Here is a 16,838-nt window from a genome sequence, read left to right as displayed (position 1 = left end):
CGCGTTGTCTCGTGCAATGCCGCGCGAAACTTTTGCGCCGAACGCCGAACGCCGAACGCCGAACGCCGAACGCCGAACGCCGAACGCCGAACGCCGAACTTCTAGCGCCTGCCGTCTGGCACGCGCAAACGCTGATCCAGTTCACCCAACTGCGCCGGCGTGCCGACGTTCTCCCACAAGCCCTCGTACAACTCGCCGCTGGCGAGCCTGCGTGCGATGGTGTCGCGATAGTACGGCGTGAGCGCGCGCCGCGTGCCGAGTGGCAGATCGCGGAACATGCGCGTGTCGTAGAGCCCGATATTGCCGAACGTGAAGCGCGGCTGGGCGTCGAGCGAGAGCAGGCCGCCGTCCACCAGACCAAAGTCGCCGTTCGGATGAAACGCCGGGTTCGGCACCATCACCAGATGCATGCCCGGCTCGGGCAAGGCCTGCAATCTTTCGGCGTGCGCATTCAGCGTCGCGTAATCGAAGTCGGCGTAAACGTCGCCGCTGACCGCGACGAACACTTCGCTCGCGCCGTCATCTTCGAGCAGCGGCAACGCCTGCACGATGCCGCCCGCGGTCTCCAGCGCCTCGCGTTCCGCCGAATAGCGCAACTGGACTTGCCAGCGCGAACCGTCGCCGAGGGTGGCTTCGATCTGCTCGCCGAGCCATGCGTGGTTGATCACAATGGTGCGAAAGCCCGCCTGCGCGAGCCGTTCGATCTGCCACACGATCAGCGGCTTGCCGCCCACGTCGAGCAACGGCTTGGGACATGTGTCGGTCAACGGACGCATGCGCTCGCCGCGACCGGCGGCGAAAATCATCGCTTTCTTCAGGGACATCGTCATCGGTCAGAAGGTGTAGCCGACTTCGTTCGCGCGGCCTTCGAGATCGTCGAGGAGCTTGGCGAACGGACGCAGCGGGGCATAGCGCTCGGCGACCTTGCGCGCGTAGCCGATGAAACGCGGCAGGTCCTTCATGTAGTGCGGTTTACCGTCGCGATAGTTGATCCGGCAAAACAGGCCCAGCACCTTGATGTGCCGTTGCAGACCCATCCATTCGATCTGGCGGTAGAACTCGCCGAAATCGGGATCGACCGGCAGGCCGGCTTTTTTCGCCCGTTCCCAGTAATACACGAAGCAATCCAGCTCGAACTCTTCGTCCCAGCTCAGAAACGCGTCGCGCAACAGCGAGGCGACGTCGTAAGTGATCGGGCCGTACACCGCGTCCTGGAAGTCCAGCACGCCGGGGTTCACGGGATTCGCCTCGGCGGCGATCATCAGATTGCGCGGCATGAAGTCGCGCAGCATGAACACTTGCGGTTGCGCGCGGGCGCTCGCGATCAGCAGCGCAAAGGTGCGATCGAGCACGCCACGGATTTTTTCGTCCGCTTGTTCGTCCGTCCCGCGGCCCAGATGGCGGCCGAGGAACCACTCCGGCATCAACTCCATCTCGCGGCGCAGGAAGGCTTCGTCGAACGGTGGCAGCACGTCTTCGCGCGAGGTGAGTTGCCAGCGGATCAGCGCGTCGAGCGCGTCGCGCATCAGCGAGCGGGCGCGGCGCGGGTCGTCCGCGTTCTGCGCTTCGGTTAGCGCGCCGAGGTACGAAGCCGTGCCCAGATCGGTGACGAGCATGAAGCCGGCCTCGAAATCGACCTCCAGCACACGCGGCACGTGCACGTCGGCGGCCGCGAGCAACTGCGCGACCTGCACGAATTCGCGGCACTTTTCGGGCGGCGGGGCATCGACGGCGATCAGCGTGCCGTTGCTTTCGCCTTCCGCCGCCTTACCGGCGAGCCGGAAATAGCGGCGAAAACTGGCGTCGGACGAAGCCGGAACAAGTGTGTCGAGCTCGAGCGAATAGCGCGCCGCGTGGCCTTTCAGCCAGGCTTTGAGCAGGTCGAGACGGGTATCGGTGGAGTCTTGGGATGGGGGCAGCGTCATGAAAACCGGCGGCAAATTCAGAGGGGCAACGTCTTGCCATATAATACCCCACGACTTTTTTGACGCGGCTCACGCCAGCTTTTCGCGTATTCCGCTTTACCGCCCGCCTCATCGTTCAACAGATTGTAAATATTGATGTGCAGCCGACTGTCACGGTCGGGATGTGCAGGCGGTGGACCGTGACTGCAGATGCTGACGGACGAGCCGATTCGCCAAACGATACATGCCGCCTAGACAGCTTTCCCAAACGACTCCCTCTTGTGCTGTTGTGCCGCGCAAAAGGCGGCTCGTCGCGGCGTTGATCGCCGTTCCGGGCCTGATGCCCGCGCTTGCGCACGCCCAGCTGGTGGGGGAAGCCGCGCAGCCGCAACCTATCGACGCGCCCTGGGGCATGCAACTCGCCCCGCAGCTCGAAGACCATCCGTTGCAGACGGGCCAGAAGCCAGCCACGTTCGTGCTCGGCGACGCGACCACCGGCACCAGCGACCAGGACATGGCCGCCAAGGGCTCGGCCGAGGTGCGCCGCAATACGGTCGTGATCAAGGCCGACGCGCTGCACTACGACCAGGACACGGACATGGCCGATGCGTACGGCCAGGTCCACGTGGTCAACAACGGCAGTTCGTTCGTCGGCCCGGAAGCGCACATGCGCGTGGATTCGAGCGAAGGTTTCATGACCGCGCCGAAGTACCACTTCAACGTGACGGGCGGCTCGGGCAGCGCGGAGCGCGTCGACCTGCTCGACAACGAGCGCTCGGTGTTCACGAAGGGCACTTACACGGCCTGCGCGTGCGCGGACGATCCGGCCTGGTACATCAGGGGCAGCGAGTTCGATTTCGATACCGGCGCGGACGAGGGCGTCGCCCACAACGGCGTGCTGTTCTTCCAGGGCGTGCCGGTGTTCGCCTCGCCCTGGCTGTCGTTTCCGCTTTCGGGCGAGCGGCGCAGCGGGGTTCTGCCGCCCACCTTCTCGCTGAGTTCGTCGAACGGCTTCGAACTGTCGGTGCCGTATTACTTCAATATCGCGCCGAATCGCGATCTGACGGTAACGCCGCGCGTGATTTCCAAGCGCGGCGTGCAGTTGCAGTCCACGTTCCGTTATCTGTCGCCCACGTATTCCGGCTCGATCACCGGCGAGTTCCTGCCGGACGATCATCTGACCAAGACCAACCGCTACGCGCTGTACATCCAGCACAACCAGAACTTCGGCAACGGGTTCGGCGGCTACATCTACTACAACAAGGTTTCGGACAACACGTATCCGGAAGACCTGTCGTCGTCGGTCAGTCAGTTCATGAACGGCACCCAGCTCCTGTATCAACAGGAAGCCGGGTTGACCTACAGCAACGGCCCGTGGTCGGTGCTCGCGCGCGAACAGCACTGGCAGACGCTGGCGCCTTCAACGGCGCCGTACGGGCGCGAGCCGCAGTTGAACGTGAAGTACGCGAAGTACAACGTCGGCGGCTTCGACTACGGCGCGGAAGCCGACTACACGAATTTCACCATCACCACCGCGGACCAGACCGAAGGTCAGCGGGTGATGTTCAACCCGTACCTCGCGTATTCCGTGGTCGGGCCGGGTTACTTCGTCACGCCAAAGGTGCAGTGGCACTTTGCGTCGTACAACCTGCGCAATATTCACGACGACGTGCCGATCGGCACGCCGAAGAACTTCACCGAATCGATCCCGACGTTCACCTTCGACACGGGCCTGATCTTCGACCGTTCGGTGCGCATCTTCGGCCAGGATTACATCCAGACGCTCGAGCCGCGCCTGTATTACGTGTACACGCCGTATCGCAATCAGGAATCCGCGCCGCTGTTCGACACCGCCGACTCCGACTTCGGCCTGGCGGAAATCTTCACGCCGAACACCTTCGTCGGTAATGACCGGATCGCCGACGCGAACCGCCTGACGGCCGCTCTCACCACGCGCTTCATCGACGCGGCCACGGGCGACGAGCGGGCGCGTTTCGTGATCGCGCAGCAGTACTATTTCCAGGACCAGCGCGTCACGCTGCAGCCTACGCAGACCAGCACGCAGGCCACGCATTCGGACCTGATCGCGGGTGCGTCGTTCAAGCTCGGCGCCGGTTTCGCTTCGGAAACGGCGTTCCAATATAATGCCGACAACAACCAGTTGGTGAAGACGAGCATCGGCTTCGGGTTCAGTCCCGCCACCGGCAAGGTGATCAACGTCGGGTACCGTTACACCCGCGCGAACACCACGCTGGACAACCAGCCGATCAATCAGGTGCTGATCTCGGGGCAATGGCCGCTCACGCATCGGGTGTTTGGCGTGGGCCGTTTCAATTACGACCTGGGCGGTCATCGCATCGTCGACGGTCTGGTCGGCCTGCAGTACGACGCCGATTGCTGGACGCTCGGCGCGGGGATCCAGCGCTACGCGAACGGTCTGAACACCTCGGGGCAGAATCAGTCGAGCACGCGGTTCCTCGCGCAGTTGACGTTCAAGGGCTTGTCGAGCGTCGACAACGGGCTGATGAGCGCGTTCCGCGCCAGCGTGGCGGGCTATACGCCGTTGCCGCCGCCGCCGCCGCCGGAATCGCGTTTCACCAATTACGAATGACGCTCGCCCGATCATTTATAAAGTGCGAAAAGACGGGCCAGGCGCGCCCGACATCATTGGAGTATCTGTGGCAATCATGAAAAAGCTTCGCTTGGCAACGCTTGCGGCCGGTCTGGCCGCCGCGGCGTCTTTCCTGTCGGTCGCGCCGGTGCAGGCGCAGGCGCTGGGCGGCAGTAGCGGCCAGACGGTCGACACCATTGCCGCAGTGGTCAACAACGGTGTCATCACGCGGCGCGAACTCGACGAACGCATGAGCCTGATCACCCGCCGCCTGAACCAGCAGAACGCGCCGGTCCCGCCGATGGACCAGTTGCGTCAGCAGGTGCTCAACCAGATGGTGCTGGAGCGCATCCAGTTGCAAAAGGCGAAAGAAGACAACATCAACATCGACGACGCCACCGTGCAGAAAACGCTCGAACGGCTGGCGGCGGCGAACAACCTGTCGCTCGACGTGTACCGCTCGCGCATCGAGGCGCAAGGGGTGCCCTGGAGCACGTTCACCAGTGACGCGCGCACCGAACTCACGCTCTCGCGCCTGCGCGAGAAGGAAGTGGACAGCAAGGTCACGGTGTCGGACGCCGAAGTCGCGAACTACATCGCCAGTCAGCGTGGCCCGAACGCCGGCGCGACGAGCGACCTGCATCTGCAGCACATTTTCCTGAAGGCGCCGTTGAACGCGTCGGAGACGGATATCGAAGCGGCGCAACAGAAGGCCCAGGCGTTGCTTGCCGAAGCAAAGAGCGGCGCCAATTTCGACAAGCTGGCGAAGTCGAATTCGCAGGCGCCGGATGCATCGAAAGGCGGCGATATCGGTTTCGTTTCGCCGTCGAAGCTGCCGGCTGAAGTCGTCAAGGCTGTCTCGACGATGCGTCCCGGCGAAGTCAGTCCGGATCTGATCCGCACCAACGACGGTTTCGAAATCGTGCGTCTGGTCGATCGCCGTGCGGGTCAGGGCACCAGCTCGGACGCGCCGAAGCTCGTGCAAACGCACGTGCGCCACATTCTGCTGCGCGTCGGCGACGGCATGTCGGAACCGCAAGCGCGTCAGAAGCTGCTTGAAATCAAGAAAGAAATCGCTGCGGGCGGCGACTTCTCGAAATTCGCGCATACTTACTCGCAAGACGGTTCGTCGTCGCAAGGCGGCGACCTCGGCTGGATCAGCCCGGGCGAGACGGTGCCGGAATTCGAGCGCGCCATGAACAACCTGCAGGACGGCCAGATCAGCGATCCGGTCCGCAGTGAATACGGCTATCACCTGATTCAGGTGCTGGGCCGTCGCGAATCCGAAGGTTCGGTTTCGCAGCAGATGGATCTGGCGCGCCAGGCCATCGGTCAGCGCAAGGCGGAACAGGCCTACGCCGACTGGTTGCGCGAACTGCGCGACACCGCGTATGTGGAAGTGAAGCCCACTTTGTCGAGCACGCAATAACCGTCATGACAAGCGCCACCCAGTCCGCCCGCCCACCGTTGCAGATCGCGATCACGACCGGCGAGCCCGCCGGCGTCGGTCCCGAATTGACGGTGCAGGCACTGGCGGGCGCGGCGGCGCATTGGCCCCACGCGCAGTTCACCGTGCTGGGCGACGCAGACCTGCTCGCCGAACGCGCGCGCGCCGTGGGTGTGGACTGGAGCGCGCTGACGGCGGACGGCAAGCGCGTGCGCGTGCAGCACCGGCCGCTCGGAGCGCCTGCCGTTGCGGGCAAGCTCAACCCGGCCAACGGCCGCTACGTGCTCGACCTGCTCGACAGCGCGATCGACGGCGCGGTAGCGGGCACGTTCGACGCCATCGTCACCGCGCCGCTGCAAAAGAGCACCATCAACGATGCCGGCGTGCCGTTCACCGGTCACACCGAATATCTGGCCGAGCGCACGCATACGCCGCGTGTGGTGATGATGCTGGCCGGCACGGGCAAGCGTCCGTTGCGCGTCGCACTGGCGACCACGCATCTGCCGCTCAAGGATGTGTCCGCCGCGTTGTCCATCGAAGGCATTGTCGAGACGCTGCGCATCATCGATCACGATTTGCGGCATCACTTCGGCTTGCCGGCGCCGCGCATCCTCGTGACGGGGCTGAACCCGCACGCGGGCGAGAACGGCTATCTGGGCCGCGAGGAAATCGAGGTCATCACGCCGGCGCTGAAGCTCGCGGAGGCTCAAGGCATCGACGCGCGCGGTCCGTACCCGGCCGACACGCTGTTCCAGCCGCGTTATCTGGACGAGGCCGATTGCGTGCTGGCCATGTTCCACGATCAGGGCTTGCCGGTGTTGAAGTACGCCACGTTCGGCGAAGGCATCAATGTCACGCTCGGATTGCCGATTATCCGCACCTCGGTCGATCACGGCACCGCGCTCGATCTGGCCGGCACCGGCCGCGCCGACGCGGGCAGCCTGATCGCGGCGATCGAGACGGCGGTGTCGATGGCGCAGCACCGCCGCGCGGGCTGATGCTCGGCGCCGCCGTGCCGCTGCTCGCGTGTGTCCTGCCGCTAGCAGCAGCGTATGCGGCTTGGCGAGCGCTCCGGGCGCATTCGGCAAGTGCGCGCCGCTCAGCCAGTTCCTTTTCTTAAGCAGTTCTCTTTCTTAGCGTTTCTTCGATGTCCACCAGCAGACAGCAACAGGGCCGGCACCAAGGTCATATCGCGCGCAAGCGTTTCGGTCAGAACTTTCTGGTCGACATGGGCGTGATCGATTCGATCGTCGATGTCATCCGGCCGCAACGCGGCGAGCGCATGGTCGAGATCGGGCCGGGTCTCGGCGCGCTCACCGAACCGCTGATCGAGCGTCTGGCCACGCCGGAAGCGCCCTTGCACGCCGTCGAACTCGACCGCGATCTGATTGGCCGACTAAAGACGAAATTCGGCGGCCTGCTCGAACTGCACGCCGGCGACGCGCTCGCGTTCGACTTCGGCTCGCTGGCCGCGCCAGGCGAGAAAGCGTCGCTGCGCATTGTCGGCAATCTGCCGTACAACATTTCGAGCCCGCTGCTGTTTCATCTGACGTCGTTCGCGCATCGCGTGATCGATCAGCACTTTATGTTGCAGAACGAAGTGGTCGAGCGGATGGTGGCGGAGCCGGGCACCAAGGCGTTCAGTCGTCTCTCGGTGATGCTGCAATACCGCTACGTGATCGACAAGCAACTCGACGTGCCGCCCGAAGCATTCAACCCGCCGCCGAAAGTGGATTCGGCGATCGTGCGGATGATTCCATACGAGCTGCATGAGTTGGCGCCGGTGGATGAGCGCGTGCTCGGCGAAGTGGTGACGGCCGCGTTCTCGCAGCGTCGCAAGATGTTGCGCAACACGCTCGCCGCGTATCGTGATTCGGTGGATTTCGAGGCGCTTGGTTTCGACCTGCAACGCCGCGCCGAAGACGTGCCGGTGGACGAATACGTGCGCGTGGCGCAGATCGTGGCGGCCAAAGCCTAGGCCTTGGCGGAGTAGCGAGACTGCGATCTCGAATGACGCGATGCACTAGCCCGTCACGCGCTTCGCCGGTGCGTTGACCAGCGCAATGCCGGTCAACACCAACACCGCGGCCATCAGAAAGCGCAGGCTGAACGACTCGCCGAGCAGCAGCACGCCGAAGGTCACGCCGAACAGCGGCGTGAGAAACGAAAACACCGACAGGCGCGACGCGATATAGCGCGTCAGCAACCAGAACCACAGCAGATAGCTGACGAACGCCACGATCACCGCCTGATAAGCGAGGCTCACCACGGTCAGCGGCGTGACGGTTTCGACATGTGCCTGGCCGAGTCCGAGCGCAAGCGCGAGCAGCACCACCGCCGACACCATCAATTGATAAAACAGCGTCTTGCTGGCGCTCGATTGAGCGAGCCGCGTGGCGCGCACCACCACGGTTGTCGCGGCCCACGTGATGCCGCCCAGCACCCCAAGCGCGTCGCCCGCGACACCCGCCAGCAGCGAACCGCCGGCGGCGCGGCCGTGCAGGAACCCGTCCGCGAAGGCGAGCGAGATGCCCGCGAACGCCACGACGATACCGGCCCACTGAATCCGCCGCATGCGCTCGCCGTCGACGAACCAGTGCAGGCCGAGCGCCGTGAAGCACGGCGCGGTGTACAGAAAGACCGCCATGCGCGACGCGCTGGTCAGCGTCAGGCCGAGAAAAATGCACACGAACTCGCCCGCGAACAGCACGCCCGCGAGCAGGCCGGCGCCCAGGGTGCCGTCGTCGCGAAAGAGCGGCGTGCCGCGTGAGCGCGCCCAGGCCCACACCAGTACCGATGCAATCGCCGAACGCAGGCCGGCCTGGAAGACCGGCGGCACTGCCGCATTGGTGCTTTTGATCGCGACTTGCTGGAGGCCCCAGATCGCGCACAGGCCGATCATCAGCAGGATGGCGAAGCTATCCGGGGCGCGGCGTGCGGGCAGGGCGGAGGTGCTCATGGGCGGTGTCGAGTCGGAAACAGCTCGTACGATAGCAAACCTGCCCAAGCCGCCCGCCGATGACCCCATTGGCTACGCGTGCATCTTTCAGCCCGCAAGCGAGGCCGCAAGCGTTTTTGCCGACTTAACAACACCTGCGTCAGACTAATTTCGCACGGCCCGCGTTTCGCGCTAAGGTTCTGCCACTAACGTTTTGTCAGGGAAATTCCAAGCAGACGAACTCGATCCGCGCGACGCGGAGCCTGTACGAGGAGAAGCTATGAAGAACGTAGGCAGGTGGGCAGCGGTCGCGGTACCCGCGGCATTGGCGTCGTTGGGGTGTCAGTGGGCACACGCGCAATCCAGCGTGACGCTGTATGGCGTGGTCGACGAAAGCGTGCGCTACCTGACTCACGTCAACAAGGCCGGCGATTCGTCGATCGGACTCGGCACGGGCGGCATGACGCAGAGCCGCTGGGGGCTGAAGGGCGTCGAGGATCTCGGTGGCGGCTGGTCTACTTTCTTCAAGCTCGAAAACCGCATTTACATCAATAGCGGCCAAAGCGATCCCACGCTGCCATTCTTCAATGAAGCACAGGTCGGCGTGCGATCGGATTCATACGGCCAGATCATCCTCGGGCGGCAGTACAACGTCGTGATCGAAGGGGTCACGGTGGCCGGTTACGGCAGCAATTGGTGGATCCCGTACGACTTCAGTTTTCAACCTGAAATCACCATGACGGGCGGCATCTGGACCAGCAACCAGGTGCAATATCAGGCGCGATATAACGGCTTCACATTCGCGGCCGGCTACGCATTCGGCGGCAACGCGGGCAATTCTTATGGCAGTCAGATCGGCGCGGCCGCGGCTTATAAGCCGGAAGGCGGTCCGTTCAGCCTCGGCGGCGCGTACGAAGTGTCGAAAGATTCGGTCAACGGCGCGGCCGCGAAGACATGGACATTCGGCGGCGCGTACACGTGGAATCTGACGCGTTTTTCCGCCGGCTACATCGTCAATCAGAACGACGCGGGCTTTTCGAATTTTGCCAACGGGCCATTTACCGCGCCGGTGCTGGCGGCGCTCAAGTACACCGACTTCGCGCGGCGCCGCATGATCATGGGCGGCATCTCGCAACAGGTCAGCAATAAATGGCACTTCGCCGCGAACGTCTGGCGCACCTTGCAGGACGGCAAGTCCGCTGCGCAGGACGGCTCGGCCTGGCAATTTCAACTGGTCGCCGACTACAACCTGTCCCGCCGCACCGACGTCTACGTGGAAGGCGATTATTCGCTGTACCGCGGCGGTCTGATCGGCGCGCAGCTGCAGGGCGTCAACGGCGTGGGGCTCGCGCAGAAGGGCTCGCAGATCGGCCTGATGGCAGGCTTGCGGCATCAGTTCTGAGTACTGATTTAAAGTGGCACGCCCTGCAGCGCCGCGTGATTCGGGGTAAATTGAGGGTCTCGTTACCACGCAACAGGGAGTGCACAATGCGCCTGCTTCACACCATGCTCCGGGTCGGCGACCTGGATCGTTCGATTGCCTTCTACACCGAATTGCTCGGCATGAAACTGCTGCGCCGCGAAGACTATCCGGACGGCAAATTCACGCTGGCATTCGTCGGTTACGAAGATGAGCGCGACGGCACCGTGCTCGAACTCACCCACAACTGGGACACGCCTTCGTATGACCTCGGCACCGGCTTCGGCCACCTCGCAGTCGAAGTGGAAGACGCCTACGCCGCCTGTGACAAGATCAAGGCACAAGGCGGCACGGTCGTGCGCGAAGCCGGCCCGATGAAACACGGCACGACCGTGATCGCTTTCGTCACGGACCCGGACGGCTACAAGATCGAGTTCATCCAGAAGAAGAAATAAGGCCGGCGGCAGGGCGAGGTCAAAGAATGAATAACATCAATCCCTACTTCAAGGAACTCGACGAGATCCACGTCGAAATTCAGGCCCTGTTCGACGGTTCCGCCGATGAAGGCGCGCTGCAGCGAATCATGGCGCGCTTCGCCCCGCAATTCACGCTGGTCATGACGTCGGGCGTCGCACTGGATCACGCCGGCGTGCGCGAGATTTTCTCGAAGCTGCACGGCGCGCGTCCAGGCTCGCAAATCACGATCCGCGACAGGGAGATCGTCGCCGAATATCCGTCCGGGGCGGTGTTGAAATATCGCGAGTATCAGCGCGACAGTTCCGGCAACGCGAACGTGCGGCGCTCCACGGCGGTGATGGATCTCGACGCGCACGGCAAGGTGACGTGGCGTCATCTGCAGGAAACTTTGTGCTCGGAATGAGCAGAAGTGAGTGACAAACCGGCGCTTCGGTTTGAAATCGAAGCGCCGGTTTTCAAGGCGTGAAGAGGCGTTAAAGCGTAGGCAGCAATTCCGGCGGATGCGACTTCAGCGTCTGCCGCGCTTCGCGAAACTCCGGAAAAATCGATTCCACTGTTTGCCAGAAGCGCGGGCTGTGATTCATTTCACGCAGATGCGCGAGTTCGTGCGCGACGACGTAATCGATGATGGAAAGCGGGAAGTGAATCAGCCGCCAGTTCAGGCGAATCTTGCCGTCACTCGAACAACTGCCCCAACGCGTCGCCGCTGACGAAAGCGAGTACGCGCGATAGTTCACGCCCAGTTTCTCCGCGTAAATCGCGAGGCGCTCGCCGAACAGCCGCTTCGCCTCACCCTGCAGCCAGCCTTGCACGCGATCCTTGATCTGCTGCGGATCCGCTTGCAAGGGCAGTGGCACTTGCAGCGCCGCATCTTGCGCGCTGAACGCGAGCATGCCTTGCGGCGCGCCGAGTTTCACTCGCACGGGCTGACCGAGATACGGCACTTCGGCGCCATCTTTCCAATCGACCTTCGGCAACGCGCGTTGTTCGACCCGCGTCTGCCACTCGATCAGCTTCGTGAAGATCCAGCGCTGCTTTTCGGTGATCGCGGTTTCGATATCGGCGAGCGTGACCCAGCGCGGCGCGGTGATCGTGAGACCCGTGCTGTCGATCGCGAAACCGATCGAGCGGCGCGCCGAACGCTTGAGGGCGTAGTGGAGCGTGCGTGAGCCGATCGCGAGACTGCGCAGCTTGCTGCCATCCGGCGCGAGCGGCACGGCGGGCTGCTGGCCGCCTGGCGAGTTCTGCGAAGCGCCTGGCGTCGGTGCGGAAGGTGACGGGGACGACGACGTCGACCCCGGCTCGGCAAAGAGCGGGAGATCGAGTTGCCGGTTATCGAGCGCCGCAGCGGGCTGCGGCGTAGGAAACTTCTGCATCGGATTCGGCTTCGCGCAAATACGCCTTCGAGGGCGTGGGCGCGTCAGATTGGTGCGGCGGCGGAACTGCTTTCCGCCGCGCGGTACGCAGTAGGATCGATGCGACGCATTTCAGCTTCGATCCACTGTTCGACGCGCGTGTTCACTTCATCGGGCGTGAGCCCCGTCGTCTCGATCGGCTTGCCGATCGACACTGTGACTATACCCGCATATTTGAGAAACGAGTTGCGAGGCCACACACGTCCTGCGTTGTGCGCAATCGGCACGACCGGTGCGCCGGTGGCCGTCGCGAAACGCGCACCGCCGGTTTTGTACTTGCCTTGCTTGCCGGTGGGCGTGCGCGTGCCTTCCGGAAACATGATGACCCAGGCGCCTTCGGCCATGCGCGCATTGCCTTGCCTGATCACCGACTCGAACGCGTACTTGCCTTCCTTGCGATCGATATGAACCATCTTCAGCATGCCGAGCGCCCAACCGAAGAAAGGCACGTACAGCAGCTCGCGCTTGAACACGTAGCACAGCGGCCGAGGCATCAGCGCCGGAAACGCCAGCGTTTCCCAAGCCGATTGATGTTTGGAGAGCAGCACGGCGGGACCGTTGGGCAGGTTCTCGAAGCCTTCGATGTTGTAGCGGATACCGTTGAGCCAGCGCACCGTATGCAGCGTCGCGCGGCACCAGCCGGCCGCCATCCAGTAGCGATTGTCGGCGCGCATGAACGGGAATGCGATGAAGCATGCAGTCGCGTACGGCACCGTGAACAGAACGAAATAGATCAGCAGAAGCAAAGAACGAATGAAGCGCATCGGCGTGGTCAGTGAGGGTTGGGGACGCGCGCGGCGCGCGTCACTCTTGAGCGTCGGCGAGGAAGTCGAGCGCGAAGGCACGCAGGTCGTCGTGGACGATCGTACCGTCGGGCAAGCCGCCGGCATCCAGCGTTTTGCGGCCCTTGCCGGTCAGCACCAGATGAGGCGGATGGCCGAGCGACGCGCCTGCTTGCAGATCGCGCAGAGAGTCGCCGACCACCGGCGTGTGCTCCGGATCGACCTCGAAACGCTCGTTGATCATCTTCAGCATGCCGGGCCTCGGCTTGCGGCACTCGCAGTGATCTTCCGACGTATGCGGGCAGAAGAACACCGCGTCGATGCGCCCGCCGACCGCCGCCGCCATGCGATGCATTTTCAGATGCATGGCGTTGAGCGCGTTCATATCGAACAGGCCGCGGCCGATGCCCGACTGGTTGGTGGCGATCGCCACGCGATACCCGGCCTGATTCAGGCGCGCGATGGCTTCGAGCGAACCGGGCAGCGCCACCCATTCGTCCGGCGACTTGATGAACGCGTCGGAGTCGACGTTGATCACGCCGTCGCGGTCGAGGATCACCACTTTTTTGGTCGGCATGGCTGGGGGCTCAGGCGGCGAGTCGGGAAATGTCGGCGACGCAATTCATCTGCTGATGCAGTGCGCCGAGCAAAGCCAAACGGTTGGCGCGCAACGCCGGATCTTCAGCGTTGACCATCACGTCGTTGAAGAACGTGTCGACCGGTTCGCGCAATGCGGCGAGCGCGGTTAGCGCACCTGTGTAGTCGCGCGCGGCGAGTTGCGATTGCACGCGCGGCGCCACCTGTTCGAGTTGCGCGTGAAGGGCTTTTTCCGCCGCTTCGACGAGCAGTGTGACCTGCACGCCGCCGGTCGCCGCGCCTTCCGACTTCTTCAAAATGTTCGAGATGCGCTTGTTGGCTGCCGCGAGCGCGGCCGCTTCCGGCAACGCCGCGAATTCACGCACGGCATCCAGCCGCGCGACGATGTCGTCGAGACGCGTGGGGTTCAGCGCCAGCACCGCGTCGATTTCGCCCGGCGCGTAGCCGCGTTCGCGCAGCAGGCCGCGCAGACGGTCCATGCTGAACTCGTAAATGGCTTGCGTCGAATCGGTCACGTTCGGCACTGCGGCGAATTGCGCATAAGCGGTGCGCAGCAGTTCGACGAGATCGACCGGCAGTTGCTTCTCCACCAGAATGCGCAGCACGCCGAGCGCGTGGCGACGCAACGCGAACGGGTCTTTCTCGCCGGTGGGTTGCAGGCCGATGCCCCAGATGCCGACCAGCGTTTCGAGCTTGTCGGCCAGCGCGACGACGGTGCCGGTTGCGGTGGCCGGCAATGCGTCGCCTGAGAAACGCGGCTGATAATGTTCCGAGCACGCGAGCGCGACTTCTTCCGGCTCGCCGTCGTGCCGGGCGTAGTACGTGCCCATGGTGCCTTGCAACTCGGGGAATTCGCCCACCATGTCGGTGATCAGGTCGGCCTTGGCCAGACGCGCGGCACGCTTCGCGAGCGCCACGTCGGCGCCGATCAGTTCGGCAATCGCACCGGCCAGCGCTTCGACTCGCTCAACGCGTTGCAGCGCCGAGCCCAGCTTGTTGTGATACACGACGTTCGCGAGCAGCGGCACGCGATCCGCGAGCGGCTTCTTCTTGTCCTGCTCGAAGAAGAACTTCGCGTCCGCCAGACGCGGACGCACCACGCGTTCATTGCCTTCGACGATATCGCCCGGCGTGGGCGTCTCGATGTTCGAAACGATCAGGAAGCGCGAGCGCAGCTTGCCGTTCGCATCGGTCTGCGCGAAATATTTCTGGTTGGTCTGCATGGTGAGGATCAGGCATTCCTGCGGCACTTCCAGGAATTCGTCCTCGAAACGGCACGCGTACACCACCGGCCATTCGACCAGCGACGTCACTTCGTCCAGCAGCGATTCCGGCATCACCACCTGATCGCCGTCCGCTTGCGCGAGCAGTTGCGTGCGGATGGTTTCCTTGCGGTCGGCGAAATTCGCCACCACGTGGCCTTTATGCAGCAGCGTTTCGGCGTACGAGTCCGCATGCTGGATCTGCACGAAACCTTCGGAGAGGAAACGATGGCCGAGCGTGGTGTCGTCGGCGTCGATGCCGAGCGCGCTCACCGGCACGACCTGTTCGCCATGCAGCGCGGTGAGGCGATGCGCCGGACGCACGAACTGCACGTTGGTGCCGTCCGGGCGCTGATACGTCATGAACTTCGGGATCGGCAGCTTGGTGAGCGTTTCGTCGAGCGCGCTTTGCAGGCCGTCGGCGAGCGTGGCGCCCGGCGCGGCGTAACGCAGGAAGAAGGCCTCGGCCTTGCCGTCCTGCGCGCGCTCCAGGTCGCTCACCGAAAAATCGGGGAAGCCGAGCGCAGCGAGTTTCTTGGCGAGCGGCGCGGTGGGCTGGCCGTCTTTATCCAGCGCGACGGAAACCGGCAGCACTTTCTCCCGCACGTGTTTTTCCGGCGCGACCGCGCGCACGTTCTTGATCGTGACAGCGAGGCGGCGCGGCGTGGCATACCGTTCGAACGACAGTTCGCCTTCGACCAGGTCGCGCGCCGCGAGGCGCTGCGCAATGCCTTCCGCGAAGGCGTCGCCGAGACGCGCGAGCGCTTTCGGCGGCAGTTCTTCGGTCAGCAGCTCGACGAGCAGGGTAGCTTGGTGGGGTTGAGTCATTTCTTGATGTTCTCGTCAGTCCGGGTCGATCTTGCGTTCGACTTTGAGCGGCGGCGCCCACGCGGGCATCGCGGCGTCCTGTTCGTCGGTCGTGAGGCCGGGCACGCCGTGCACCGGATTGCCGAGCATCGGGAAGCCGAGCTTTTCGCGCGAATCGTAGTAGGCCTGCGCGACCAGCTTCGACAGCGCGCGAATGCGGCCGATGTATGCCGCGCGCTCCGTGACCGAGATGGCGCCGCGCGCGTCGAGCAGGTTGAACGTGTGGCCGGCCTTTAGCACGAGCTCATAGGCGGGCAACGCGATCTGCGCTTCGATCATGCGCTTCGCTTCGGCCTCGTAGCTGTTGAAGATCGAAAACAGCAGTTCGACGTTCGCGTATTCGAAGTTATAAGTGGACTGTTCGACTTCGTTCTGGTGGTACACGTCGCCGTAAGTGAGGCGACGCAGTTCCGGGCCGTTCGGGCCTTGCTCTTCCCACTCGGTCCAGACGAGGTCGTAGACGTTCTCGACCTTCTGCAGATACATGGCGAGGCGTTCGAGCCCGTACGTGATTTCGCCGAGCACCGGTTTGCAATCCAGACCGCCCACTTGCTGGAAGTACGTGAACTGGGTCACTTCCATACCGTTCAGCCACACTTCCCAACCCAGACCCCAGGCGCCGAGCGTGGGATTTTCCCAGTCGTCTTCGACGAAGCGCACGTCGTTCTGCTTCAGGTCGAAGCCGAGAGCTTCGAGCGAGCCGAGGTACAGTTCGAGGATATTTTCCGGCGCCGGCTTGAGCACCACCTGGTACTGATAGTAATGCTGCAGACGGTTCGGGTTCTCGCCGTAGCGGCCGTCTTTCGGACGGCGCGACGGTTGCACGTACGCCGCGCGCCACGGCTCGGGGCCGACCGCGCGCAGGAAGGTATGGACGTGGGACGTGCCCGCGCCGACTTCCATGTCGATCGGCTGGAGCAACGCGCAACCCTGCTTGTCCCAATAGGACTGCATTGTCAGGATGATTTGCTGAAACGTGAGCATGAAGTGCCTTTCGGGCATGAGGCCGCGCCGTGAGCGCCGAAGCGCCGGGCTGGCCGTGGAGCGAAGTGCTAAACCGTCGATTTTAACGGAAAGGGAGGGGGGTGTCCGTTTTGCGGGGTCGGACGGAAGTTCAG

General features: G+C 63.6%; 15 protein-coding genes. 7 read left to right on the top strand and 8 right to left on the bottom strand.

The features are described from left to right. Positions 1–101 precede the first annotated feature (101 nt). Entirely contained in the window at positions 102–830 is a 729-nt protein-coding gene (gene murU, locus B0G82_RS03435; protein WP_121306651.1) for an N-acetylmuramate alpha-1-phosphate uridylyltransferase MurU, read from the bottom strand. 3 nt (positions 831–833) lie between these two features. Next, positions 834–1,925, bottom strand: coding sequence for a phosphotransferase (locus tag B0G82_RS03430; protein WP_121306650.1), 1,092 nt, complete (start codon positions 1,923–1,925; stop codon positions 834–836). A gap of 223 nt (positions 1,926–2,148) precedes the next feature. Here B0G82_RS03430 and B0G82_RS03425 point away from each other — a divergent pair, with 223 nt between their 5' ends. From B0G82_RS03425 to rsmA, 4 genes are all read left to right on the top strand, one after another. Further along, on the top strand, positions 2,149–4,515 hold the full coding sequence (locus B0G82_RS03425) for an LPS-assembly protein LptD (protein WP_106281975.1): 2,367 nt from the start codon (positions 2,149–2,151) through the stop codon (positions 4,513–4,515). A 67-nt stretch (positions 4,516–4,582) separates the two neighbouring features. Continuing rightward, positions 4,583–5,944: a peptidylprolyl isomerase gene (locus B0G82_RS03420; RefSeq protein ID WP_121306649.1), complete on the top strand. Its 1,362-nt coding sequence runs from the start codon at positions 4,583–4,585 to the stop codon at positions 5,942–5,944. 5 nt (positions 5,945–5,949) lie between these two features. After that, positions 5,950–6,960 carry a 4-hydroxythreonine-4-phosphate dehydrogenase PdxA gene (pdxA, locus tag B0G82_RS03415; RefSeq protein WP_121306648.1) on the top strand — a complete coding sequence of 337 codons (1,011 nt, stop codon included), beginning with the start codon at positions 5,950–5,952 and terminating at the stop codon, positions 6,958–6,960. Positions 6,961–7,109: 149 nt separating this feature from the next. Further along, positions 7,110–7,940 (top strand): 16S rRNA (adenine(1518)-N(6)/adenine(1519)-N(6))-dimethyltransferase RsmA, encoded by an 831-nt coding sequence (gene rsmA / locus B0G82_RS03410; protein ID WP_012431739.1) that lies wholly within the window; start codon positions 7,110–7,112, stop codon positions 7,938–7,940. Positions 7,941–7,985: 45 nt separating this feature from the next. On the opposite strand, the gene B0G82_RS03405 is transcribed toward rsmA, so the two are convergent. After that, positions 7,986–8,921 (bottom strand): DMT family transporter, encoded by a 936-nt coding sequence (locus tag B0G82_RS03405; protein ID WP_116142911.1) that lies wholly within the window; start codon positions 8,919–8,921, stop codon positions 7,986–7,988. Positions 8,922–9,180: 259 nt separating this feature from the next. Between B0G82_RS03405 and B0G82_RS03400 the strand changes: the two genes are divergently transcribed. From B0G82_RS03400 to B0G82_RS03390, 3 genes are all read left to right on the top strand, one after another. Then, positions 9,181–10,302: a porin gene (locus tag B0G82_RS03400; protein WP_121306647.1), complete on the top strand. Its 1,122-nt coding sequence runs from the start codon at positions 9,181–9,183 to the stop codon at positions 10,300–10,302. 86 nt (positions 10,303–10,388) lie between these two features. Further along, positions 10,389–10,775, top strand: coding sequence for a lactoylglutathione lyase (gene gloA / locus B0G82_RS03395; RefSeq protein WP_116118980.1), 387 nt, complete (start codon positions 10,389–10,391; stop codon positions 10,773–10,775). A 26-nt stretch (positions 10,776–10,801) separates the two neighbouring features. Then, positions 10,802–11,200, top strand: coding sequence for a hypothetical protein (locus tag B0G82_RS03390; protein ID WP_121306646.1), 399 nt, complete (start codon positions 10,802–10,804; stop codon positions 11,198–11,200). Positions 11,201–11,270: 70 nt separating this feature from the next. Here B0G82_RS03390 and B0G82_RS03385 read toward each other — a convergent pair whose 3' ends face one another. Genes B0G82_RS03385 through glyQ form a run of 5 tightly spaced genes read right to left on the bottom strand, consistent with a single transcriptional unit; the run spans position 11,271 to position 16,704 of the window. Further along, the gene (locus tag B0G82_RS03385) at positions 11,271–12,173 is read right to left on the bottom strand and encodes a SprT family zinc-dependent metalloprotease (protein ID WP_121306645.1); all 903 of its coding nucleotides are present in this window, start codon (positions 12,171–12,173) and stop codon (positions 11,271–11,273) included. Between the two features lie 44 nt (positions 12,174–12,217). After that, positions 12,218–12,976 carry a lysophospholipid acyltransferase family protein gene (locus B0G82_RS03380; protein WP_116118983.1) on the bottom strand — a complete coding sequence of 253 codons (759 nt, stop codon included), beginning with the start codon at positions 12,974–12,976 and terminating at the stop codon, positions 12,218–12,220. Positions 12,977–13,016: 40 nt separating this feature from the next. Next, on the bottom strand, positions 13,017–13,571 hold the full coding sequence (gene gmhB / locus B0G82_RS03375; RefSeq protein WP_106282304.1) for a D-glycero-beta-D-manno-heptose 1,7-bisphosphate 7-phosphatase: 555 nt from the start codon (positions 13,569–13,571) through the stop codon (positions 13,017–13,019). 10 nt (positions 13,572–13,581) lie between these two features. Beyond that, on the bottom strand, positions 13,582–15,681 hold the full coding sequence (gene glyS, locus B0G82_RS03370) for a glycine--tRNA ligase subunit beta (RefSeq protein ID WP_121306644.1): 2,100 nt from the start codon (positions 15,679–15,681) through the stop codon (positions 13,582–13,584). A gap of 15 nt (positions 15,682–15,696) precedes the next feature. Further along, positions 15,697–16,704: a glycine--tRNA ligase subunit alpha gene (gene glyQ / locus B0G82_RS03365; protein ID WP_106282303.1), complete on the bottom strand. Its 1,008-nt coding sequence runs from the start codon at positions 16,702–16,704 to the stop codon at positions 15,697–15,699. Between the last annotated feature and the right edge of the window lie 134 nt (positions 16,705–16,838).

Origin of the sequence: Paraburkholderia sp. BL17N1 (genome assembly GCF_003634175.1) — a bacterium.
Classification (GTDB): domain Bacteria; phylum Pseudomonadota; class Gammaproteobacteria; order Burkholderiales; family Burkholderiaceae; genus Paraburkholderia.
Note: the sequence above shows the minus strand (reverse complement) of the source record. Positions and strands in the feature narration are given on the sequence as shown.